Raw genomic sequence first — 23,156 nt, 5'->3', positions numbered from 1 at the left:
TGAAGGTGGATTTTTACTATTGAAGATGAAAAGTGCGGTTAATTTTAACCGCACTTTTTTAATGCTGTTCTCTTTCCCATAAGTCGGCATATTTCACAAAGGTGGAATGGGCAGAAAGTATAGCTAGTAAAAAACCTTGTTTTCCGTCTAAAAAACCGGCTTTTAAAAAGTACATTTTCATAAAACAGCTGATCCCATGGCTTATTCCTTGCCAAAGGGTTGCTTTTTTACCTCTTGCTTGGCGTTGATCGGCCCAAGCTCTGGCGTAACCGGCAGATTTTACCAAGTAATGATGAAGATTTTTATAAGTGAAATGTTCTAAATCACCTGTTAATTTCTCAATACGGGTATTTTTCGGATAACACACTTTTTCGTGAACTAAAGAATCATTATAACCGGCATAATTGGTGCGGTATAAACGAACGACATAGTCCGGATACCAACCGGAATGGCGAATTTTACGTCCGAACACCTCACTTATGCGTGGAACTTCAAATACTGTATTTTCTGGGTTTTGTTGAATGGCACGTTGGATTGATTGGCGTAATTCGGGTGTCACTAGTTCATCGGCATCCAACCAAAATACATAGTCGGAAGTAACATACTGTTGTGCAATTTGGCGTTGTCTGCCAAAGCCGGGCCAATCGGTGTTTTCATAGAATTTTGCCCCATAGCTTAGCGCAACTTCCTTTGTATTATCGGTACTGCCAGAATCTAAAATGATGATTTCATCTACCCAATCTTTGACTGTCTCTAAGCATAATGCAAGATCCTGCCCTTCATTTTTTACAATCATTGCAACGCTAATTGTTGGCATATTTTGATTCCTTTTTTGCTATACTACTAAAAATTTTTCAAGTATAACCGAATTTAGTTTATGTGGCGTTTTTTTTATACCGCTCTAATGTACCTGATTCAGCCATTAGTGCTACTTTTTATGTGGATGCGTGGGTTTAAAGCTCCGGATTATCGTAAAAGATGGGGGGAGCGCTATGGTTTTTATCACCATTTAACCGCCTCTTCTCCTCATGGCATTGTGGTTCATGCGGCTTCTGTCGGCGAAGTGATAGCCGCAACGCCTTTAGTGCGCCGCATTCAGCAGGATTATCCTGATTTATCGATTACGTTTACCACAGTGACACCAACCGGTTCCGAGCGTGTTAAGGCTGCTTTTGGTGAGAGCGTGACCCACTGTTATTTACCTTATGATCTCCCTTTCTCGATTAATCGTTTTATTGATTTTATTCAACCAAAACTTTGTATTGTTATTGAAACTGAGTTGTGGCCAAATTTAATTCAGCAATTATATCGCCGAGATCTCCCTTTTATTGTGGCAAATGCCCGTTTATCTTCCCGTTCTGCGAGGCGTTATGGAAAAGTACGGCCTCGTTTACAAAATATGTGGTCTCAAATTAGTTTGATTGCCCCGCAAGATCAAATCAGTGAAAGACGTTTTCTTGAACTAGGTTATCCTCAAGAGAAACTTAAACCTACCGGTAATATTAAATATGATTTAACGGTTAACCAAGCGTTACTTGAGCAAATTAAAATATTGCGTGAACAATGGGCAAAAGAACGCCAAATTTGGATTGCCGCAAGTACACATGAAGGTGAAGAAGAAATTATTTTACAGACACATCGTCAGCTGCTTGAAAAATACCCTAATCTCCTTTTATTACTGGTGCCGCGTCATCCTGAACGATTTAACTCCGTTGCCGCCTTGATCAAAAAGGAAAAATTTCAATTTATTCGTCGTTCGACCGGTGAATTGCCGAATGCAAATACTCAGTTAATTTTAGGCGATACCATGGGCGAAATGATGTTGATGTATGGTATTTCTGATATTGCTTTCGTAGGAGGGAGTCTTGTTAAACACGGGGGGCATAATCCTCTTGAACCGTTGGCATTTAAAATTCCTGTGATTAGTGGAAAGCATACCTTTAATTTTCCAGAAGTTTTTAGAACACTTGTTGAAATGCAAGGGGTATTAGAGGTTAATTCAACCGTTGCAGCATTAGAGCGAGCGGTAGAAGCATTGCTTAATTCAAAAGAGGCTCGTTTGCGTTTAGGTCATGCAGGTTATGAAGTGTTAATGGAAAATCGAGGCGCATTATCGCGTTTATTTGATTTATTAAAGCCTTATTTGGAGCGTAATGTATGACAACGGTGATTTACCCTGGCACTTTTGATCCTATCACAAACGGGCACTTGGATATTATTGAGCGAAGTGCGGTCATTTTTCCCAAAGTTTTCGTGGCGGTGGCGAATAGCCCGAGTAAAAAGCCGTTATTTTCTTTGGATGAACGCATTGAACTTGCCCGACAATCCGTTGCACATTTAGCGAATGTTGAAGTCTTTGGTTTCTCCGATTTGTTGGCGAATGTCATTAAAGCCCGTAATGTTGCGGCGATTATCCGTGGTGTGCGAACGACAACCGATTTTGAATACGAACTCCAGCTCGCTTCCCTTAATCGACTACTTACAAACGGCGTTGAAAGTCTTTTCTTTCCACCGACTGAAAAATGGGCGTTTGTCTCATCAACTATCGTGCGTGAAATTTATTTACATGGTGGCGATGTGTCTGAACTTGTACCACCGGCTGTCTTCAATGCCTTGCAAGAACGATGCCCAAAATAGCCTTCATTTTAACCGCACTTTTTGCCTTATCCGGCTGTGGTACCGTGGTGAAATTGGTTGATCCTTCGCAAGATTATACCGCCTATGCCGGTGTCGTCTATGACTTAGAAATGGCGAAACAATGGGGCGTACCGATTTTGGATTTGCCTCTATCCTTTTTACTCGATACTGTTTTACTGCCCTACGCATGGGCTCAATAACAATGATGAAACTGAATCCCCAACAACAACACGCAGTAGAATGTGTGACCGGTCCCTGCTTGGTGCTTGCCGGTGCAGGTTCCGGAAAAACTCGTGTGATTATTAATAAAATTGCGCACTTGATCGCAAAGTGCGGTTATTCTCCGAAACAAATTGCGGCGGTGACCTTCACTAATAAAGCCGCACGAGAAATGAAAGAGCGGGTGGCGCATTCCATTGGAAAAGAGCGAACCAAAGGTTTGACAGTTTCCACCTTTCATACTCTTGGTTTTAACATCATCAAACGGGAATACAAGGTATTGGGTTTCAAAGCCAATATGACCTTGTTTGATGAACACGATCAATTTGCTTTGTTAAAAGAACTCACCGCAGATGTGTTGAAAGAAGACAAAGATCTGTTGCGTGAATTAATTTCGGTGATTTCCAATTGGAAAAATGATTTAGTTTCACCTCAGCAAGCCTATGCCTTAGCTCGGGATACGAAATATCAAACCTTTGCTAAATGCTATGAACGTTATGCGACACAAATTCGTGCTTATAATGCGTTAGATTTTGACGATTTGATTATGCTTCCCACTTTATTGTTCAAACAAAATGAAGAAGTGCGGTCAAAATGGCAGGAAAAAATTCGTTATTTGTTGGTCGATGAATATCAAGACACCAACACCAGCCAATATGAGTTAATCAAATTGCTGGTGGGGAAACGAGACTGTTTTACCGTGGTGGGGGATGATGATCAATCCATTTATTCCTGGCGTGGGGCAAAACCGGAGAATATGGTGCGTTTGCGTGATGATTTTCCTAATTTACAAGTGATTAAATTGGAACAAAATTACCGATCTACTCAACGTATTTTGCATTGTGCCAATATTTTGATTGATAACAATCAACACGTGTTCGACAAAAAATTGTTTTCTAACATCGGCGAGGGTGAAAAATTATTGGTGATTGAAGCAAAGAATGAAGAACACGAAGCTGAACGCATTGTTGCCGAATTGATCGCTCATCGTTTTAGTCGCAAGACAAAATATAAGGATTACGCGATTTTGTATCGAGGCAATCATCAATCCCGTTTGTTGGAAAAAGTGTTAATGCAAAACCGTATTCCCTATAAAATTTCCGGTGGCACTTCTTTTTTCTCTCGTGCGGAAATTAAAGACATGATGGCGTATTTGCGTTTGGTCGTAAATCAAGATGACGATTCGGCATTTTTGCGTATCGTAAATACGCCAAAACGTGAGATCGGCACGACAACCTTACAAAAACTGGGCGAGCTTGCACAGGAAAAACATATAAGCCTATTTGAGGCGATTTTTGAGTTTGAGCTTATTCAACGGGTGACACCGAAATCCTATAATGCCCTCCAAAAATTTGGACGCTGGATAGTCGAATTAAATGACGAAGTACAACGTTCGGAACCGGAGCGTGCCGTTCGTGCCATGTTGTCCACCATTCATTATGAAGAATATTTGTACGAATATGCCACCACGCCAAAAGCCGCTGAAATGCAAAGTAAAAATGTCGCCACATTGTTTGATTGGGTGGCGGATATGCTGAAAGGCGATGAAACCAATGAACCAATGAACCTTAATCAAGTAGTCACTCGTTTAACCTTGCGTGATATGTTGGAACGGGGTGAAGACGGTGAAGGAAATGACCAAGTCCAGTTGATGACGTTACACGCCTCAAAAGGACTAGAGTTTCCCTACGTGTATTTGCTTGGTATGGAAGAAGGCATTTTGCCACATCAAACCAGCATTGATGAAGATAATGTGGAAGAAGAACGTCGCTTGGCTTATGTGGGGATCACAAGGGCTCAGAAGGAACTGACTTTTTCCCTATGCCGCGAACGCCGTCAATATGGCGAGCTGACTCGTCCGGAACCGAGCCGATTTTTAGCCGAATTACCGAACGATGATGTGCTTTGGGAACGAGATAAACCTCAGCTCACCGCAGAACAAAAACAGCACCAAACTCAAAGTCAGTTAGATCGTTTACGTTCTATTTTGAATGGTTAAAAGTGCGGTCGAAAAAACGAAAATTTTACTCAGCGCACTTTATTTGCACAATCTGAAGATAAAATATTCAAATGCATTGCCTTTTTCAAAAAAGGGTTTGACATATTTCCAAAAAAACGTATCATACCGCCCACACACCGATTGTGGTGAGATGGCCGAGAGGCTGAAGGCGCTCCCCTGCTAAGGGAGTATGGGGTCAAAAACTCCATCGAGGGTTCGAATCCCTCTCTCACCGCCATTTGTGGTTTTATTTATTCTGCACCCGTAGCTCAGCTGGATAGAGTACTCGGCTACGAACCGAGCGGTCAGAGGTTCGAATCCTCTCGGGTGCGCCATTTTAAAACGGCTCTATCTTTTTTAAATGGTCAAGAATAGCTAAAACGTCACTGCGCACCCGTAGCTCAGCTGGATAGAGTACTCGGCTACGAACCGAGCGGTCAAAGGTTCGAATCCTTTCGGGTGCGCCATTTCTCTTTTATCTTTCGTTTTTAATAATTTCCACTAATAATTTAATTAGGCGTTATTTTATCTTCCTTCACGATCATCAATATTTTTCAATAAATAATTTCCATCGACATCAGCAAGGCTACGGAATCCGACATTCGTGATTTTGTAGGAATATTGTGTTTTATAAATAAAATTATCATGATGATGCCCATGAAAGATATGTTTCACGCCCATTTTCTCTGCAAGTTCGTTAATGACTTGAAAACCCATCGGGTGAGGTTTAGGCGCTTCATGGCAGATCAAAATGTCTGCTTTCTCGTTTTCCAGAGTCTCTATATCTGAAGGAAAAATAGAAGTGCGATGATGTAATGGCAAACCGCCACGCCAGATTTTTTCTTGTGAACTGTATTGGCAATAATGAATGGGATCAAAATACATCGGACGGTTCGGAGGCATCCAAATTTGACCTCGAAATACTCCACCTAATCCGGCAATGCGGATACCTTGAATTTCCTCTACACGATTATGTAAATTGCGATGTTTCCATTCCGATCCCCAAATGGCGTCAAAGGCTTCGACGGTTTTACTGTCGTGATTACCGTGAATAAACCAGATATCACAGTACTGTGCCAGTTTTTCCAATTCATCAGGTGAGGAAAGCTGTAAGTCGCCCAAAATAATCAGTGCAACATTGTCGTTTTCTTGTACAAAGGGATAGAGATGTTCATAATTTCCGTGTGGATCACCTGCAAATAGAATCATCTTATTTACTCTTTAATGTTTTTGGACCGTTTTGTAAATTGTCCAATTCTTCTTCATTTAATATTTTTTCAATCACCGATTTAACTTGATTGTAACGATCTAAATAGCTTGGTGATTCAATCTCAATGTAAGGCACTTTGTATTTATCTAACAATTTTTTAAGCAATTGTTGGAATTGTTGACGTTGTTTTTGAGATCCTAAACTACGCAAACCGTCATCTACCCACTTGGTGTTATTTTTTAGCAAAATTGTGACATCAAAGGGGTATTCTTTGATCATGGAATCAAGGAAAGGGTGGGCTTTTCCTTCGTATTGAATACAAAATGCTTGCGTGGTAATAAAATCTGTATCAATAAAGGCGATTTTATGTGCGTGGCGAACGGCATAATCAATGTAACGCTGGTGTCCCAATGCCATTTGCGGATAGTCTGAATACTGCATAGCTTGCTCATCACCGCCCAGTTTTTCAAACACGAACTCACGCCCGTATTCCCATGCAGATGTGGTGTTAAATACCGCAGCAAGTTTATTCACCAACACACTTTTACCGCTGCTTTCCCCGCCTAAAATGGCGACGGTTTTGGCAAAAAACGGACGAACTTCTTTCGGAATAAATTTCCAATATTGAAAAGGAGTGGTACGAATTTTGGTTGCTGACACATTAAAGAATGTGCGGTCAGGATCCACCAGAGAAACTTCTAAACCCAAATATTTTTCGTAAGGGGCTTTGTCTTGCGGTTCACTACTGAAAACCACGGAGGGTTTAAATTCTTTTTCTTTGAACAGATTTTTTACCGCCTCGCTCCAGACCTGCCAACCATTAGGATAACTCGGAATGCCGTCCTCAATTAAATGGTGGATAAAAATCTGATTTTTTTGATATTTGAAGATTTGCTGCATCCAACGTAAACGATCTTGCACGGTAGGCATACGTTTCATTTTGCTATCATAAAAGAGCTTCAAATCACGTTCGGTATCGCTACACACAATCACGTGCAACTCATCGACTTTACTAAATGCCTCATAAATCATATTAATATGACCGGTATGGACGGGATAAAACTTCCCGAAAATGACACCGACTTTTTTCTCTTGGACTGCTGACATGCTTTACCTGCCAATCGCATAAGGATTAAGTAGGCGTATTGTAGGATAAATGCAAATATTTTTCACGTTCTGATTTTTTACTTAATGATTTTAGGCTATACTCTACGCGCATTCTCAGGGCAGGGTGAAATTCCCTACCGGCGGTAAAGCCCGCGAGCACTTAAAAGTGCGGTCAAATTTTAGTAAGAATTTTTTGACTCATCAAACACTTTTAAGGTTAGCAGATTTGGTGTAATTCCAAAGCCGACAGTAAAGTCTGGATGAAAGAGAATAAAGCGGATTGGATTTCCCAAACCGTTCTTTTTATTTGCATTTCTCAGCCCTGATTCTGGTTAATTTTAATCTAAGAAATAAAGGAAATTACGATGAATCAGTCCATTTTATTCCCATTCGGTAAAACCGCCGAAGAACGTGTACTTAATGCTATCCAAGCGTTTAAAAACGGCAACGGTGTATTGGTATTAGATGATGAAAATCGCGAAAACGAAGGTGATTTAATCTTTCCGGCAGAAACTATCACAACCGAGCAAATGGCAAAATTAATCCGTTACGGTAGCGGAATCGTGTGTTTGTGCATTACGGAAGAACGTTGCCAACAACTTGATTTACCGCCGATGGTAGAAAACAACAATAGCGTGAACAAAACGGCTTTTACCGTGACCATTGAGGCTGCGAAAGGCGTATCCACAGGGGTATCTGCCGCAGATCGGGTGACGACTATTCAAGCGGCTATTGCGGATAACGCCGTGCCGACCGATTTACACCGCCCCGGTCATATTTTCCCACTTCGCGCGGTAAATGGCGGTGTGCTTTCCCGCCGTGGTCATACGGAAGCCTCTGTCGATTTAGCCCGCCTTGCAGGTTTTAAACCTGCTGGTGTCATTTGCGAAATTACCAACGATGACGGCACGATGGCTCGTGCGCCGGAAATCGTTGAATTTGCACAAAAATTTGGTTATGTGGTGCTGACGATTGAAGATTTAGTGGAATATCGTTTAGCACATAATGTGTAGTTGAGAAAAGTGCGGTTAATTTGACCGCACTTTTAGTCATGGAAGTTATGATCCAATACCTGTAATTACTTTAAAGGTTTTTACCTCTTTCGGTTTCATCATAATTAAACTACCTGTATTTTTAGCAGCAAGATAACCTTCTGGACGGCAAGTAGAGGGGAGTACAAAGGCACCTACTTGTTGATCTTCATTGTATAAAATCCACCGTGTTGCATAATTAAAATCTTTTGATGAGAATTTTGTTAGATAAGAATTCCCATCAGGTGAAGTCATTCTATATTCTAAATTTTCCTGATATTGCTGCAAATTATCCATAAAGAACACAATTTCAGGATTATACATTTGATCATTAGCCAATGAATTTAGCGTGTATTTACCCTGTTTAATTTGTTCATTAAAAGCTAGCCATTCAGGAGTTGGTTTAACATGGGCTGGAATCGTTTCTCGCAAATGAATAGCTTCTGTAGGAATATTTTGAGTAAAACTTGCTCCATGTTCATAGCAATAATTCATATGACACATATATTGTAATGGCATTTCTACACTGGCTAAATTAGTCACTTTCATTTGAATTTCAAACAATGAGCTTTGAGCATTCAACGTTAATTCTGGTTCAGCAAGATAATGATTGCCAAATCCTTTGACGTATTCAACCGAGCCCCCCACGGTTAATGAGTTTTCACTGATGATTAACCAAGCTTTATCCATGGTTGCACAAGGCATTTCACCATGTAATGGGTGATCATCTTCGGGACTTGGACAACCATTACGGATTAACCCTGAATGGAACGCAAAGCAACCGTAGGTATCGATAATAGTTGTTCCCCGTTTAGGTTCGTTAAACATATTTTTCATTTTTAGATTTTTACCACAGAATTCGGCATCCCAAATGATTTGTCCATAAAATGGAAGCACGGTAACAAAGCCTTTGCTGTTTTCTAACCTGATAGCTTCAATACCTGATGGGTATTTAAATATTATCGCTTTGAACTCCGGATTTTCAAATAAAATGTATTCTTTCTCAGTGAATAATGCTTTTGTTAAATAAATGTAGCTTTTCATTTTTAGCTCCTTATTTATGTGCTTTGTATTTATCAAAGAAGTAATATCCTACATAGGCAAAGCAAAATAGTGGCACGATAAATGCGGTTTGTAATGAACCAATCGTGTCTGACACATAACCGTGAATTGCTGGTACAACTGCGGCACCAATAATAGACATAACGACAACTGCACCAGCTACCTCACGGTGTTCCTGTTCAACGGTATCTAATACTGAAGCATAAATTGTTGCCCAACAAGGACCAAATAAAACACTAGCAAAAATGGTTGCATAAACTGCGGAAAAATCATGGACAAAGGCAGTATAAGCCAAAGTAAATACACCTAATATGGAGTAAACAAATAATACGAGCTCAGATTTAAATTTTGTCATTAAGAAATTAGCAACAAATTTCCCGACGAAGAAACCGATAAAGCTATATACCATAAAATTAGATGCATCACGTTCATTCATATCACTTAAATTTAGTGCCAAACGGATAGTAAATGACCACACAGCAACTTGCATACCTACATATAAGAATTGGGCTATAATTCCTTTCTTGAATGCGGTGTTTTTAGCAAGGTATTTCAATGTATCAATAAAATGCATTTTCTGATGTTCTGTCGAATTATTGACCGATTTACATTTAGGGAAGGGAGTGATTAAGAACAATATCGTTACTGCAATTAATACGAAGATAAGATATTTATAGGGTTGCAATGTATGTTCTAAGGTCGCTAGTTTAAACGCATGTAATTGATCTGGTGTCATTGTGGCAATTTGTTCATGTAAACTGGAGCCTTCTTGGAAAATCAAATACTTACCAAGTAAAATACCTGCAATTGCTCCCACTGGATAGAATGTTTGGCTGATATTTAAACGTAATGTAGCGTGATCTTTATGACCAATCATTGAACTATAGGTATTTGCAGAGGTTTCAAGAAAACTTAACCCTATTGCAATAGAGAAAATAGCTGCGAGGAACATGGTATAAGTTGCCATATGTGAGGCCGGATAAAACATTGAACAGCCGACAATATATAAAGTTAAACCAATCAAAATCGCAATTTTATAACTGGTTTTTTTAATTACCAATGAAGCGGGAATTGCGATAAGAAAATACCCACCATAGAATGCACTTTGTACTAATGCACTGGCAAAATCGCTAAGTGTAAATACACTTTTGAACTGTGTAATCAAAATATCGTTTAAGCTTGCCGCAGCACCCCATAAAGGGAATAAACAAGATAATAGAATAAATTGAAATATCGGCGTTTTATTTAAATAGCCGTCCGGCATTTGTTGAACGTTTTTCATGTTATTTCTCCTTAAATATATTGCTTTTGAATGTGTCAAATTGTGCTTTGGTTGGGTAGGAGGATTGAGTACCTTGATCTGTCACGCTATAAGCAGAAAATAATGAAGCCATTTTCATGGATTCAACAATATCTTTCGATTTAACATAGTAATAAGCGAAACAACCAATAAAGGCGTCGCCAGCTCCACTGGTATCAACTGCATTTACTTTATAAGGATCAATATAAGTTACTTCCGAACCGTGTAGCCAAACAGAACCTTTTTCACCTAAAGTGACAATAAGATTTTTCAATCCTTTGGAAAGTAAAGTGTTTGCGGCTTTACGGATCTGTTCCATCGTTTCAACAGGTAAACCGGTTAAAATTTCTAACTCAGTTTCATTTGGCATAAAGAAATCGCATTTGCATGCATAATTAATATCAAGTGCTTTACTGGCGGGGGCTGGATTGAGAATGACAGGAATATTATTTTCATTGGCAAAATCAATGGTGTAATAAACCGTTTCTAACGGTATTTCTAATTGTAGGATAAATAACTTGCAATTTTTTAACCGCTCTTTTGCATTATCAATATCACTTGGCTTCAGATGAGCGTTTGCGCCCTTAATAATTAAAATGCGATTTTGCGATGATTTATCTACAAAAATAGGTGCAACACCACTTGATACACCCGAAACTTTTTCCACATAATCCGTATTAACACCATATTGTTGAAAATTACGGATGGTATTTTCGGCAAAAGCATCATCTCCCACTTTGGTTACCATCATTACATTAGCTCCTAATTTTGCTGCAGCAATAGCTTGATTGGCACCTTTACCACCACATCCCATTTGGAAGTTAGGGGCTTCAAGCGTTTCGCCTATTTTAGGCATATCATCAATATAAGTGATTAAATCCACCATATTTGATCCAATAACTGCAATTTCCATAGCATCTCCTTAGTTTATGATGTTAATATGGTAACAAATTTGATTTTTTTCATAGTAATATAAATAAAATGTGAAAAAAGTGACTCTGATCACAAATCTCAACTTTTCTTTGTGTATAATACAAAAAGATAGAAAACCAAACAGGAGAAAACCTAAATGAAACCAAGTGAAATAGCTCAATATATCGATCATACCTTATTAACACCGGAAAAAACTGAAAAGGATATTCTCACTCTATGTAATGAAGCCATGGAAAATCACTTTTATTCAGTATGTATAAATCCATGTCATATTCCCTTTGCTAAAAAAGTATTACAAAACTCAAATGTTAATATTTGCACAGTGATTGGTTTTCCGTTAGGGGCTAATACTACAGCGGTTAAAGTGTTTGAAACGGAAAATGCGATTGCTAATGGGGCAACAGAGGTGGATATGGTGATTAATATCGGCTGGATTAAGTCAGGAAAATGGGAGGCGGTGCGGGATGAAATCAAACAAGTTCTTAACGCTTGTAATGGGATTGTGTTGAAAGTTATTTTAGAGAATTGTCTTTTAACAAAAGAAGAAATAATCAAAGCTTGTGAAATTTGCCGAGATTTAAATGTGGCATTTGTGAAAACCTCTACAGGTTTTAGTAAAGGTGGAGCAACGATAGAAGATGTTAAACTCATGAAGCAAACAGTGGGAGATAAGATTGGGGTTAAAGCTTCGGGCGGCGTACGAGATACGCAAACCGCCGTTGCTATGATTGAAGCCGGTGCAACACGTATCGGTGCCAGTGCGGGAATTGCAATTATTAAAGGATTAACGGATAGTAATAGCCAATATTGAGTCTGGAGATAATATTGTGGATAGTAAAATCAGTAGCCGAATTCAAAAATTAGAATTTTTATTGAAGCAAATGGATAAATTGCATCTACGGGAGGCGGCAGAAATTTTGAATGTTTCTGAAATGACGATTAGGAGAGATTTAAACGCCACGGCATCTTCTATTGTTTTACTCGGGGGATACATTGTGCGAGATCCCCAGTTACAATCATCAAATCAATATTTAATTACGGAGCAACAAAATAAGAATATTGCAGAAAAAATGCAGGTGGGAAAAATCGCTGCCGCACTTGTAGAAGATAATGATGTCATTTTCTTTGATTGTGGCTCAACGATTCCCTTTGTTGCTTCACAAATTCCAAATTCTGTAAAGTTCACTGCGCTTTGCTGTTCGATTAACACTTTTATGGTTTTACAAGATAAACCAAATTGTCGTTTAATCTTGTGTGGTGGTGATTATTCAAGAGAAAATTCTTTCTTCACACCTGTTCAAAATAACACTGAAATTGATAGGATTTGCACCACAAAAGCATTTATTTCTTCTGCTGGTGTTGATATTAAACAAGGTGTAACTTGTTTCAGATTAAATGAAACTCAAATCAAGTTAAAAGCAATGGCGAAAACACAAAGTAGTATTTTAGTTTTTGATGATAGCAAAATTGGGAAAGTACGACAGTCGTATGTTGGCGAGCTGAATCAATTCGATCAAATTATTTGTAATCGACCTTTGCCACCAGAGTTTACTATGACAAGTTAGTTCTATTATTTGAAATAGTCATGGGTAAAAAGAGCGGTTAAAATTCACAAAGATTTTTAACCGCTCTTTGTTTTTTGTCTCTTTATGCTGAAACCTTATTTTTCTTGCGTTGTAAGAAATACACAAGTACGAGCAATAATGCACAGCCTAGCGATACGATAAATAGGCTACCAAAGAAGCCATTCCAGTGTAAGGATTGGATAATCCATGCGAGTGGAGCCCCTGCAAGTGCGGCACCAATATAGGCGAACAAGCTGACAAAACCGGTAGAGGAACCTGAAGCATATTTATGGGAGTTTTCGGCGGCCGCCATGGCGATTAAGAATTGTGGTCCGAAAATAAAGAATCCCATTAGGAAGAATAATCCGCTCATAACAATATAGTTATCACTCGGAATGAACCAAAGTGCTAGAGAGACAGAAATAATACCAAGCACATAAATAATGTTCATTTGAGTACGATTGCCATTGAAGAATTTATCAGAGCCCCATCCTGCAAACAATGCGCCTAAAAAACCGCCCACTTCAAAGAATGAAACGGCAGCATTGGCTTTTAATAAGTCATAGCCGTGAGTTTCTGTTAAGTAGAGATTTCCCCAGTCATTAATACCGGTACGGATGATATAGATAAAGCACCAAGAAAATGCTAATGCCCAAATAATATTATTTTTGAATACGTAGGTTTTGAGAATTTCCCAATTAGATAAACCTAATCCTTCATTTTCATGCTCTTTTTCGGCTATGTCATTGCGCCATTCACCAACGGTCGGTAAGCCCATTGAGGAAGGGCGATCACGTAATAAGAAACACATTGCAAAGCCGATAACACAGGCAATAATTCCGGGGACGATCATACCGTAACGCCATCCCCAATAAAGGGTGACCGCACCTGCCAAAATAGGAATGAGTGCTCCGCCAAGATTATGCGACGTATTCCAAATTGCCCACCATAAGCCACGTTCGTTACGAGAGTACCACGTGTTTAAAATTTTAGAACAAGGTGGCCATCCCCAGCCTTGAAAGAATGCATTAATCATCCAAAGGGTGATGAACATAAAGACGGATGAACTCATACCAAACAGGATATTTACTACACCGGTCATCATTAATCCAATACCCATAAAGTAGCGGGGATTAGAACGGTCGCTAAGTACACCGGATAAGAATTTGGATATACCGTAGGTGAGATAAAACGCTGTTCCCATAATGCCAATATCTGATTTTTGTAAACCTAAATCTGTCAACATCGCTGGCATAACAAAATTAAAACTTTTTCGTGTGAAATAGAAGACGGCATAGCCTACATAGCTTGTGATCATCAAATGCAATCGCCAATAGCGGTAGGTTTTATCTATTTCTTCTTTAGATTTTGTGACTGGTAAATCCGGTGGGACACTAAAAATACTCATAATGAGCTCCTTTTTATATTATTTTTATTACTAAAGCGTTAGTGTAGTGCAAATAGGGGAATAAAAAATAGAGATAGATCAAGTTTTAAAGAGTTAGAAAAGCGCAGTGGAAATTCTTTCACATTTTTAACCGCACTTTTATTTAACTATTCTTTCTAAATTCTTTTGGCGTCATGTCAAATTCTTTCTTAAATACCGAGTAAAAGTATTGAATGGAAGGATAGCCGCAAATCTCGGCGATTTCTTGGATGGAAATATCTGTTTGTTGTAATAAATTTTTTGCACGCGAGATTTTTTCTTCGTGAATAACTTGATGAATGGTTTTATTCATCTCATTTTTGAAACGTTGTTCGAGATTTGAACGTGAGGTTGCAAGATGATCCAACACTTGTTCTACTTTAATGCCTTGGCATGCCCGGTGACGGATATAATGCATCGCCTGCATCACGAGTGGATCGCTTAATGAACGGTAATCGGTTGAATTGCGGGCGTGTACGGTGATGGGCGGGATTAAAATCGGATGATGGGATACGCTTTGACCGTTCAGCAATCGATGTAATAATTTTGCTGCTTGATAGCCTATTTCCCTTGTCCCCTGTTCTACTGAAGAGAGCGATACGCGAGATAAATATTGGATCAATTCTTCATTATCAATACCTACGATACAAAGTTCTTCCGGTACCGCTATTTTGCTATATTCGCAGGCTTGTAATAAATGTCGCGCCCGAGCATCGGTGACGGCAATGATGCCGGTATGAAGTGGTAACGTTTTTAACCAGTCGATGAGTTTTGCTTGTTCGGTCAGCCAATTTTGTCCATTAATTTGCCCACATTCATAGAGGTGGATTGGATAGTGATTTTTTTCCATTAATGCAACAAATGCATTTTTTCGCTCTTTTGACCAATGTTTTTCACCGTCTATTTGTAATCCATAAAATGCAAAGTGAGACAGCCCTTTTTGTTGGAGATGGAAAAAGGCAAGCTCAACAAGTGCCTCGTTATTTGTGGCGACATAAGGAAAGTGCGGGTAAAAATCAAGGTGTTTATAAGATCCTCCAACTGCAATCGTGGGAATTTGGGTGTGCTTGAGCAGCTTTGCAGTTTGAGGATCATCAAAATCAGCAATAATGCCATCAATAGATAAATGATTTATGCTATCGGCATGGTAAATAAATTCATCTTCTACAAAAATATCCCACATACATTGTGAAGCTTGAATATATTGTCCAATGCCTTCTACTACCTGCCGATCGTACACTTTATTGGCATTAAAGAAGAGTGCGATTTTGTAGTATGGTTCCGCCATAGCTCATCCCTATCGTTTTATTGTGAGAAATATAGCGAAAAATAAATTTTTATAAAAGTGCGGATAGAAAAATCACATTTTTTTCTTGCTACCGGTATCAATCCATACGGCAAGTAATAAAATCGCGCCTTTAACGATGTATTGCCAGAAGGTTGGAACATCAAGCATACTCATACCGTTATCCAAAGATGCAATAATTAATGCACCAATGACAACGCCAAATACGCTACCAATACCGCCTGCTAAACTGGCGCCGCCAATGACACAAGCGGCAATAGCATCAAGTTCGGCATTTTGTCCGGCAGATGGTGAACCTGCCCCTAAACGGGCACTTAAAATTAACCCTGCGATAGCGACCAATACCCCGTTCATAGCAAAGATGATAAGTTTGGTTTTCTCTACGTTAATGCCGGATAGTTTCGCCGCCTCAATATTGCCGCCAATCGCATAAACATGGCGACCAAAAGCGGTTTTACGCGTAAGAAATAAGCCGAATATGGCAAGAATTGAAAGGATTAATACGGGAAACGGAATACCGCGATAATCATTTAACAGATAAATAGCTGCTAATAGGATAACCGCGAATAAGGCGTATTTTGAAAAATCTTTTGATAATGGCGGTACGTTAAGTTGAAGTTGTTGGCGATTTCTGCGTTGGTAATGTCCCCAAAGAACAAAACCGATAACCGCTATTCCCCCAAGGATGAATCCGGTGATATCGGAAAGATAACCTTGCCCAATGATCGTCATGGAACCGCTAATCGGTGATACGGTTGTGCCATTGGTTAGCCCGATTAAAATGCCTCGGAAAGCAAGATAACCCGCGAGGGTAACGATAAATGAGGGAACTTTACGATAGGCAACCCACCAGCCATTCCAAATACCGAACACTAAACCTAAGGCGAGCGTTGCGATGATTGTGATAGGGAGTGGCAATCCCCACCATACATCCGCAATAGCGGCAAACCCGCCTAATAACCCCATTAAAGAACCGACGGATAAATCAATTTCGGCAGAAATAATGACAAATACCATTCCAATGGCAAGAATACCGGTTATGGAAGTTTGACGTAATAGGTTAGAAATGTTGCGTGCGCTTAAATAAGCGCCATCCGTCGCAAAGCTAAAAAATACCATAATGACCGCAATGGCAATGAGCATAATATAAACCTGTAAATTTGCGGATTTTAACTTAAACATAAAATCACTCCTTAAGTGCGGTTTCCATGACTTGTTCTTGGGTAAGCCCGTTATTAACTAGGCTAGCCTTGAGTTTACCTTGGTGCATGACTAGGATTCGATCACTAATACCCAGTACTTCCGGTAATTCTGAGGAAATCACGATAATTGCCATTCCCTCTTTGGCTAATTGGTTGATTAACTTGTAGATCTCGTATTTTGCGCCAACATCAATGCCCCTTGTCGGTTCATCTAAAATAAGGATTTTAGGGGTTAGCAATAAGCATTTCGCCAAGATTGCTTTTTGTTGATTGCCACCACTTAGGCGCCCAATAGGAAGTTCAGGGGATGAGGTTTTTACTTTTAATTGTTTAATTGCAGAATTAATAACTTGTTGTTCTTTTGCTTCATTGATGACTGTTCTGCCAAAGCAATATTGTTCTAATGAAGAAAGCGTAATATTTTTGCCCACTCCCATAATAGAAACAATGCCGTGTTTTTTACGATCCTCCGGTACCATCATAATTTTATGTTTAATAGCCTGTGCGCAATTTTTGATATGTACTTGTTTTTGATCGATAAAAATATTTCCTTCGTATTTACCTTGATAAGAACCAAACAGGCATTGCACCATTTCGGTTCGACCGGAACCGACAAGTCCGGCAATACCGAGAATTTCACCGGCGTGAAGATTAAAACTTACATTATCTACGCGTTTGATCTGTGTATTGATGGGATGCCAAGCAGAAAGATTTTCAACACGCAGAATTTCATCTTTAATGTCATGAGGTTCATGAGGGTAAAGGGAGGTGATTTCTCGTCCAACCATCATGGTGATAATGTCATCTTCGCTCATTGTGTCGGCATTTTTTGTGCCAATATGTTCACCGTCCCGAATGACACAAATTTTGTCGGAAATTTCTTTCACTTCATTTAATTTATGGGAAATATAGATGCAGGCAATGTTATGCGCTTTTAAATCTTTAACGAGCGTTAATAGAATAGCGGTTTCTTTTTCGGTTAATGAGGCGGTAGGTTCATCAAGAATTAATAATCTCACCTGCTTATTTAATGCCTTTGCAATTTCAACCAACTGTTGCTGACCAAGCCCTAATTCCCCCACACGGGTATTAGGATCAATATCTAATTGAACCTGTTGCAGTAATGTTTTACAACGGAGATACATTTCATTATCTGCGGTGATACATTTATGTGTCACTTCGTTACCCAAGAAGATATTTTCTAACACTGACATATTCTTAACCAGAGTGAGTTCCTGATGGATAATGGAAATGCCTTTTTCCTCAGTCTCCTTAATATTTTTGGCTTTTAATTCACTTTCTGAAAAATAAATATTGCCACTGTAATCGCCATAAGGATAAATACCGCAAAGCACTTTCATTAGTGTGGATTTCCCTGAACCATTTTCACCACATAAGGACAGGATTTCCCCGGCTTCAAGCTCAATGGAAATATTGCGAAGTGCGGTCACATCACCAAATTTTTTTGTGATGTTTCTCATTTCTAACAATGCCATAGCTATACTCCCTAAAATGGAGGGGAAGACTATTCCCCTTTAAGCTTATTGATAAATGCTTTCTTTTGTGTGGAAACCGTCTTGAATGATGGTTTCATCAAGGTTGGATTTATCAACGGCAATCGGGTCAAGTAAATAGGCAGGGACATTTTTTAGCCCATTATTCAGTTCTGCATTAGATTCAACTTTTTCGTTTTTACCTAGCTGTACTGCGATTTGAGCTGCTTTATCTGCGAGTTTTGTAATAGGTTTATAAACGGTCATGGTTTGTGATCCGCTGACGATGCGTTTAATTGCGGCTAAATCCGCATCTTGACCTGAAATAGCGACTTTACCCGATAATCCTTGCGCGCTTAATGCTTGAATCGCCCCGCCGGCAGTCGCATCATTTGACGCGACAACCGCATCAATATTATTTTTATTGGCAGTGAGTGCATTTTCCATAATTTGCAATGCTTTTTCAGCGAGCCAAGAATCGACCCATTGATCGCCAACCACTTTAATTTTTCCTGTTTTAATTAAAGGGTCTAAGACTTTCATTTGCCCTTTTCTAAACAATTTTGCATTGTTATCGACCGGTGAACCGCCCATTAAGAAATAATTACCTTCCGGTTTTACCGCAACAACGCTTTTCGCCTGTAATTCCCCGACTTTTTCATTATCAAAAGAAACATAAAAATCCAATTCGGCATTATTAATTAAACGGTCATAAGCCAATACTTTAATTCCCTCTTTTTTCGCTTCGGCAATGACATTGCTCAATACTTCACCGTTGTGCGGAATAATCACTAAAACATCAATATCTTTATTGATCATATTTTCAATTTGAGAAATTTGTGCCGAATCATCACCGTTCGCAGATTGTACGAAAACTTTTGCGCCCATAGACTCAGCTTTTTTGACGAAAATATCGCGATCTTTTTGCCATCTTTCTAAACGCAAGTCATCAATAGATAAGCCGATTTTAAGATCTTTGGAATAGGCAGAACTACTCAATACCGTTAATGCTGTTGCAAGGGTGAGTAAAGCTGATTTAATTTTCATACTGATACCTCAATAGTTAATTGAATAGAAGGTAGAGCGGTTGCTCCGATGGTTAGTTTTCTTCTTTTAACCCTCTCTTTCAATTATAAAATCTTTCACTATTATTACGTTTTTTCACAATTGTGATCTATGCCACAATTGCAAATTATCGCCATTGGAAAACAAAATAACGTAATTGATGAATAAGGTGTTTTTCATAAAAATACAGGAAATTTCATCATTCAAAGAGGAAAATCCTATGGCAAACTACTTCGATAAAATTGAAAAAGTCACCTTTGAAGGCGTACAATCAACCAACCCTTTTGCTTTTAAACACTATGACGCGAATCAGGTCATTTTAGGTAAAACTATGGCGGAACATTTGCGTTTAGCCGTATGTTATTGGCATACCTTTTGTTGGAATGGAAATGATATGTTTGGGCTGGGTTCTCTTGACCGAAGTTGGCAAAAAAATGCTGATGCACTTGCCGGGGCGGAACAAAAAGCAGAGATTGCCTTTGAGTTTTTCAGTAAATTGGGCGTACCTTATTATTGTTTTCATGATGTGGATGTCGCACCGGAAGGCAATTCTGCAAAAGAATATTTACAAAATTTCCATCATGTCGTGGATATTTTAGAACGCAAACAAGCGGAAAGCGGTGTAAAACTGCTATGGGGAACAGCAAATTGTTTTACCAATCCGCGTTATATGTCCGGCGCCTCGACCAATCCGAATCCCGAAGTCTTTGCCTGGGCGGCGATGCAGGTATTCAATGCAATGAATGCCACAAAACGCTTAGGAGGGGAAAACTATGTATTGTGGGGCGGGCGTGAAGGCTATGAAACCTTGCTTAACACGGATCTTAAACGTGAGCGTGAACAACTCGGTCGTTTTATGCAAATGGTGGTGGAACATAAGTATAAAATCGGTTTCAACGGTACGTTATTAATTGAGCCGAAACCGCAAGAACCAACAAAACATCAATATGATTATGATGTGGCAACCGTCTATGGTTTCTTAAAACAATTTGGATTGGAAAAAGAAATTAAGGTAAACATTGAAGCCAATCATGCGACCCTTGCCGGACACAGTTTTCAGCACGAAGTCGCAACCGCCTGCTCATTAGATATTTTCGGTTCTATTGATGCCAACCGTGGTGATCCGCAACTTGGTTGGGATACGGATCAATTTCCGAATAGCGTAGAGGAAAACACTTTAGTGATGTATGAAATTTTGAAACATGGCGGATTTACTACGGGTGGCTTTAATTTTGATGCAAAAATTCGTCGCCAAAGTACCGATCCCTATGATTTATTTCATGGTCATATTGGGGCGATTGATGTGTTAGCATTATCTTTAAAACGTGCAGCAAAAATGATCGAAGAAGAAACGCTACACAAAATTGTTGAAGCGCGCTATGCCGGTTGGAACGGTGAACTCGGTCAACAAATTTTGCAAGGTCAGCTTTCTTTGGAACAACTTGCCCAACTTGTGCAAGAAAAAGGATTTGATCCAAAACCGATATCCGGTCAGCAAGAATATTTAGAAAATATTGTGAATCAAGTCATTTATCGTTAAGGTTTAGTTCAAAAGTGCGGTCATTTTTCACCGCACTTTTTAGTGTTGGAGGCAGTATGTATATCGGCATTGATTGTGGTACGCAGGGCACGAAAGCGATTGTTGTAGATTCTGTACAGAAAAAAGTGATCGGAGTGGGGTATGCCGCACATGATTTGATTGAACAATCGAACGGGCGACGTGAACAGCATCCTAATTGGTGGCTTGACGCATTCAACCAAGCATTAAGCATGGCGTTAAAACAGGCGCAAACTTCACCGCACTTTTCGCCACGTTTGGTGAAAGGCATCGGGATTTCCGGTCAGCAACACGGTTTAGTTTTGTTGGATGAGGACGATCAACCTTTATACAACGCAAAACTTTGGTGTGATACGGAAACGGCAGATGAAAATGCCGCGTTGATTGAGCGTCTTGGAGGCGAAGAGAAAGCATTTCATCAACTCGGTATTATGTGCCAAACAGGCTATACTGCCTCTAAATTGTGTTGGTTTCGCCAGCATTATCCGGCGCTTTTTGGACGAATCCGAAAAATTATGTTACCTCACGATTATCTTAATTATTGGCTTACCGGGAATTTTGGTACGGAGTTTGGTGATGCTTCCGGTACCGGCTATTTTGATGTTGTGAAACGGCAATGGAATCCAACCGTATTTTCACAAATTGCACCGGAATTAAATATGGAGGAGGTATTGCCAACCTTGCTTTCTGCGGAAACAAAACTTGGTATGATAAAACCTGACATTGCGGCTCAATTCGGTTTTAACGAATATGTCGTGGTTTCTACTGGCGGTGGCGATAATATGATGGGCGCAATAGGCACAGGAAATATCCGTGAGGGCATTGCCACGATGAGTATTGGTACATCCGGCACCCTCTATGCTTACACACATAAACCGTTGCAGGATTTACCTCCGATGATTGCTAATTTTTGTTCGAGTAATAATGGTTGGTTGCCGCTCATTTGTGTGATGAATATGACTTCATCAAATAAACAGGTGATGAATTTGCTTAATATTGATGTAGCGGAATTTAATCATCTTGCACAACAAGCACCGATTGGATCGGAAGGGGTGATGATTTTGCCATTTTTCAATGGCGAGCGTGTCCCGCCTTTACCGAATGAAAAAGCCCGTATTTTAGGTTTAGATTCAAGTAATTTCACCCAAGCCAATCTTTGCCGTGCCATGATGGAAAGTGCAACTTTTACCTTGCGTTACGGGTTGGATCTTTTCCGACAAGCAGGTTTGGCAACGTCACAAATTCGGTTGATTGGCGGAGGTGCGAAAAGTGTACTTTGGCGACAAATAATAGCCGATGTGATGAACACAGAAGTCGTGTGTTTGTTGGAAGACGAAGCGGCAGCGCTTGGAGGGGCAATTCAAGCCATGTGGACAAATGGCGAAGGCGAGTTAGACATGTTGTGTGAGGCATTTGTGCATTTAGATCCGGATTCAAGATGTTTCCCGCATCAAGAAAATGTTGAATCCTATGAAGGGATTTATCAACGTTATCTTGCTTATCTTCACTCTCTCCATTAGAGCAAAAGGTGGGTTACCCCACCTTTTACTTTCAAGCTATTCATTTGCCAAATTGACCGCACCTTCATAGCCCAGTTGCCGCCAAGCCTCATACACGGTGACGGCAACAGCATTGGATAAGTTCATACTACGGCTATTGGCGGTCATCGGAATACGGATTTTTTGTTCCATTGGCAGGGTATCTAAAATTGCCATCGGAATACCACGGGTTTCGGGACCGAACATTAAGTAATCTCCCTGTTCAAATTTCACTTGGCTGTGAGCCGGAGATCCTTTGGTGGTGAGGGCAAACAATCGTTTTGGTTTTTCGCTTTCCAAAAATGCCTCAAAAGTTTTATGGCGTTTAATATTGGTAAATTCGTGATAGTCCAACCCCGAACGGCGCAGGCGTTTATCATCCCAAGTGAATCCGAGCGGTTCGATTAAATGCAGGCGAAATCCGGTGTTGGCACAAAGGCGGATGATATTGCCGGTGTTTTGGGGGATTTCCGGCTCGTATAAAACAATGTCTAACATAAATTTT

Annotated in this window: 20 protein-coding genes, 3 tRNA genes, 1 pseudogene and 1 riboswitch; of the genes and pseudogenes, 12 read left to right on the top strand and 12 right to left on the bottom strand. The window is 39.7% G+C overall.

Annotation, left to right across the window (positions count from 1 at the left end; translation table 11 throughout):
* Positions 1-58: 58 nt before the first annotated feature.
* The gene (locus tag BKK47_RS07100) at positions 59-817 is read right to left on the bottom strand and encodes a glycosyltransferase family 2 protein (RefSeq protein ID WP_077494172.1); all 759 of its coding nucleotides are present in this window, start codon (positions 815-817) and stop codon (positions 59-61) included.
* A 60-nt stretch (positions 818-877) separates the two neighbouring features.
* Here BKK47_RS07100 and waaA point away from each other — a divergent pair, with 60 nt between their 5' ends.
* From waaA to BKK47_RS07065, 7 genes are all read left to right on the top strand, one after another.
* On the top strand, positions 878-2,161 hold the full coding sequence (gene waaA / locus BKK47_RS07095; protein WP_077494171.1) for a lipid IV(A) 3-deoxy-D-manno-octulosonic acid transferase: 1,284 nt from the start codon (positions 878-880) through the stop codon (positions 2,159-2,161).
* Positions 2,158-2,637, top strand: a complete 480-nt coding sequence (coaD, locus tag BKK47_RS07090) for a pantetheine-phosphate adenylyltransferase (RefSeq protein ID WP_077494170.1) — start codon at positions 2,158-2,160, stop codon at positions 2,635-2,637. The genes waaA and coaD overlap by 4 nt, the downstream gene beginning before the upstream one ends.
* Positions 2,625-2,837, top strand: coding sequence for a YceK/YidQ family lipoprotein (locus BKK47_RS07085; RefSeq protein WP_077494169.1), 213 nt, complete (start codon positions 2,625-2,627; stop codon positions 2,835-2,837). Before coaD ends, BKK47_RS07085 begins: the two co-directional genes overlap by 13 nt.
* 5 nt (positions 2,838-2,842) lie before the next feature.
* Positions 2,843-4,855: a DNA helicase Rep gene (gene rep / locus BKK47_RS07080; RefSeq protein WP_077494173.1), complete on the top strand. Its 2,013-nt coding sequence runs from the start codon at positions 2,843-2,845 to the stop codon at positions 4,853-4,855.
* Between the two features lie 145 nt (positions 4,856-5,000).
* Positions 5,001-5,093: transfer RNA gene (locus tag BKK47_RS07075), tRNA-Ser, on the top strand.
* Between the two features lie 20 nt (positions 5,094-5,113).
* Positions 5,114-5,190: transfer RNA gene (locus tag BKK47_RS07070), tRNA-Arg, on the top strand.
* Between the two features lie 55 nt (positions 5,191-5,245).
* Positions 5,246-5,322: transfer RNA gene (locus BKK47_RS07065), tRNA-Arg, on the top strand.
* A 58-nt stretch (positions 5,323-5,380) separates the two neighbouring features.
* Here the strand turns inward: BKK47_RS07065 and BKK47_RS07060 are convergent.
* Both BKK47_RS07060 and nadR read right to left on the bottom strand, forming a co-directional pair.
* Entirely contained in the window at positions 5,381-6,064 is a 684-nt protein-coding gene (locus BKK47_RS07060) for a metallophosphoesterase family protein (RefSeq protein WP_077494168.1), read from the bottom strand.
* A 1-nt stretch (position 6,065) separates the two neighbouring features.
* Positions 6,066-7,284 (bottom strand): annotated as a pseudogene (nadR, locus tag BKK47_RS07055) (multifunctional transcriptional regulator/nicotinamide-nucleotide adenylyltransferase/ribosylnicotinamide kinase NadR).
* Positions 7,279-7,448: riboswitch (FMN riboswitch) on the top strand. (Overlaps the previous pseudogene by 6 nt.)
* A gap of 89 nt (positions 7,449-7,537) precedes the next feature.
* On the opposite strand from nadR, the gene ribB reads away from it, so the two are divergent.
* Positions 7,538-8,185, top strand: coding sequence for a 3,4-dihydroxy-2-butanone-4-phosphate synthase (ribB, locus tag BKK47_RS07050; RefSeq protein ID WP_077494166.1), 648 nt, complete (start codon positions 7,538-7,540; stop codon positions 8,183-8,185).
* Positions 8,186-8,230: 45 nt separating this feature from the next.
* Here ribB and BKK47_RS07045 read toward each other — a convergent pair whose 3' ends face one another.
* From BKK47_RS07045 to rbsK, 3 genes are read right to left on the bottom strand one after another with little or no spacing between them, the layout of a single operon-like run.
* Positions 8,231-9,247 (bottom strand): aldose 1-epimerase family protein, encoded by a 1,017-nt coding sequence (locus BKK47_RS07045; protein WP_077494165.1) that lies wholly within the window; start codon positions 9,245-9,247, stop codon positions 8,231-8,233.
* A 10-nt stretch (positions 9,248-9,257) separates the two neighbouring features.
* A complete protein-coding gene (gene fucP / locus BKK47_RS07040) occupies positions 9,258-10,547 on the bottom strand; it encodes an L-fucose:H+ symporter permease (protein ID WP_077494164.1) in 1,290 nt (429 codons plus the stop codon).
* A 1-nt stretch (position 10,548) separates the two neighbouring features.
* Positions 10,549-11,478: a ribokinase gene (rbsK, locus tag BKK47_RS07035; protein WP_077494163.1), complete on the bottom strand. Its 930-nt coding sequence runs from the start codon at positions 11,476-11,478 to the stop codon at positions 10,549-10,551.
* 156 nt (positions 11,479-11,634) lie between these two features.
* Here rbsK and deoC point away from each other — a divergent pair, with 156 nt between their 5' ends.
* Both deoC and deoR read left to right on the top strand, forming a co-directional pair.
* Entirely contained in the window at positions 11,635-12,309 is a 675-nt protein-coding gene (deoC, locus tag BKK47_RS07030) for a deoxyribose-phosphate aldolase (protein WP_077494162.1), read from the top strand.
* 16 nt (positions 12,310-12,325) lie between these two features.
* The gene (gene deoR, locus BKK47_RS07025; RefSeq protein ID WP_077494161.1) at positions 12,326-13,063 is read left to right on the top strand and encodes a DNA-binding transcriptional repressor DeoR; all 738 of its coding nucleotides are present in this window, start codon (positions 12,326-12,328) and stop codon (positions 13,061-13,063) included.
* An 82-nt stretch (positions 13,064-13,145) separates the two neighbouring features.
* On the opposite strand, the gene uhpC is transcribed toward deoR, so the two are convergent.
* From uhpC to xylF, 5 genes are all read right to left on the bottom strand, one after another.
* The gene (gene uhpC / locus BKK47_RS07020) at positions 13,146-14,471 is read right to left on the bottom strand and encodes an MFS transporter family glucose-6-phosphate receptor UhpC (protein WP_077494160.1); all 1,326 of its coding nucleotides are present in this window, start codon (positions 14,469-14,471) and stop codon (positions 13,146-13,148) included.
* Between the two features lie 142 nt (positions 14,472-14,613).
* On the bottom strand, positions 14,614-15,777 hold the full coding sequence (locus BKK47_RS07015; protein WP_077494159.1) for a XylR family transcriptional regulator: 1,164 nt from the start codon (positions 15,775-15,777) through the stop codon (positions 14,614-14,616).
* 72 nt (positions 15,778-15,849) lie between these two features.
* Complete coding sequence (locus tag BKK47_RS07010) at positions 15,850-16,977, bottom strand: sugar ABC transporter permease (protein WP_077494158.1); 1,128 nt, start codon at positions 16,975-16,977, stop codon at positions 15,850-15,852.
* A gap of 4 nt (positions 16,978-16,981) precedes the next feature.
* Positions 16,982-18,493 carry a D-xylose ABC transporter ATP-binding protein gene (gene xylG / locus BKK47_RS07005; protein ID WP_077494157.1) on the bottom strand — a complete coding sequence of 504 codons (1,512 nt, stop codon included), beginning with the start codon at positions 18,491-18,493 and terminating at the stop codon, positions 16,982-16,984.
* A gap of 45 nt (positions 18,494-18,538) precedes the next feature.
* Positions 18,539-19,537: a D-xylose ABC transporter substrate-binding protein gene (gene xylF, locus BKK47_RS07000; protein ID WP_077494156.1), complete on the bottom strand. Its 999-nt coding sequence runs from the start codon at positions 19,535-19,537 to the stop codon at positions 18,539-18,541.
* A gap of 238 nt (positions 19,538-19,775) precedes the next feature.
* Between xylF and xylA the strand changes: the two genes are divergently transcribed.
* Together xylA and xylB are read left to right on the top strand one after the other, a co-directional pair.
* The gene (xylA, locus tag BKK47_RS06995; RefSeq protein ID WP_077494155.1) at positions 19,776-21,095 is read left to right on the top strand and encodes a xylose isomerase; all 1,320 of its coding nucleotides are present in this window, start codon (positions 19,776-19,778) and stop codon (positions 21,093-21,095) included.
* Between the two features lie 56 nt (positions 21,096-21,151).
* The gene (gene xylB, locus BKK47_RS06990; RefSeq protein WP_077494154.1) at positions 21,152-22,633 is read left to right on the top strand and encodes a xylulokinase; all 1,482 of its coding nucleotides are present in this window, start codon (positions 21,152-21,154) and stop codon (positions 22,631-22,633) included.
* A gap of 36 nt (positions 22,634-22,669) precedes the next feature.
* Here xylB and trmL read toward each other — a convergent pair whose 3' ends face one another.
* Positions 22,670-23,149, bottom strand: a complete 480-nt coding sequence (gene trmL, locus BKK47_RS06985) for a tRNA (uridine(34)/cytosine(34)/5-carboxymethylaminomethyluridine(34)-2'-O)-methyltransferase TrmL (RefSeq protein ID WP_077494153.1) — start codon at positions 23,147-23,149, stop codon at positions 22,670-22,672.
* Positions 23,150-23,156: the final 7 nt, after the last annotated feature.

The sequence above is a fragment of the Rodentibacter mrazii genome, from assembly GCF_001998825.1.
Taxonomy (GTDB): domain Bacteria; phylum Pseudomonadota; class Gammaproteobacteria; order Enterobacterales; family Pasteurellaceae; genus Rodentibacter; species Rodentibacter mrazii.
This window is presented reverse-complemented; position numbering and strand designations above follow the sequence as displayed.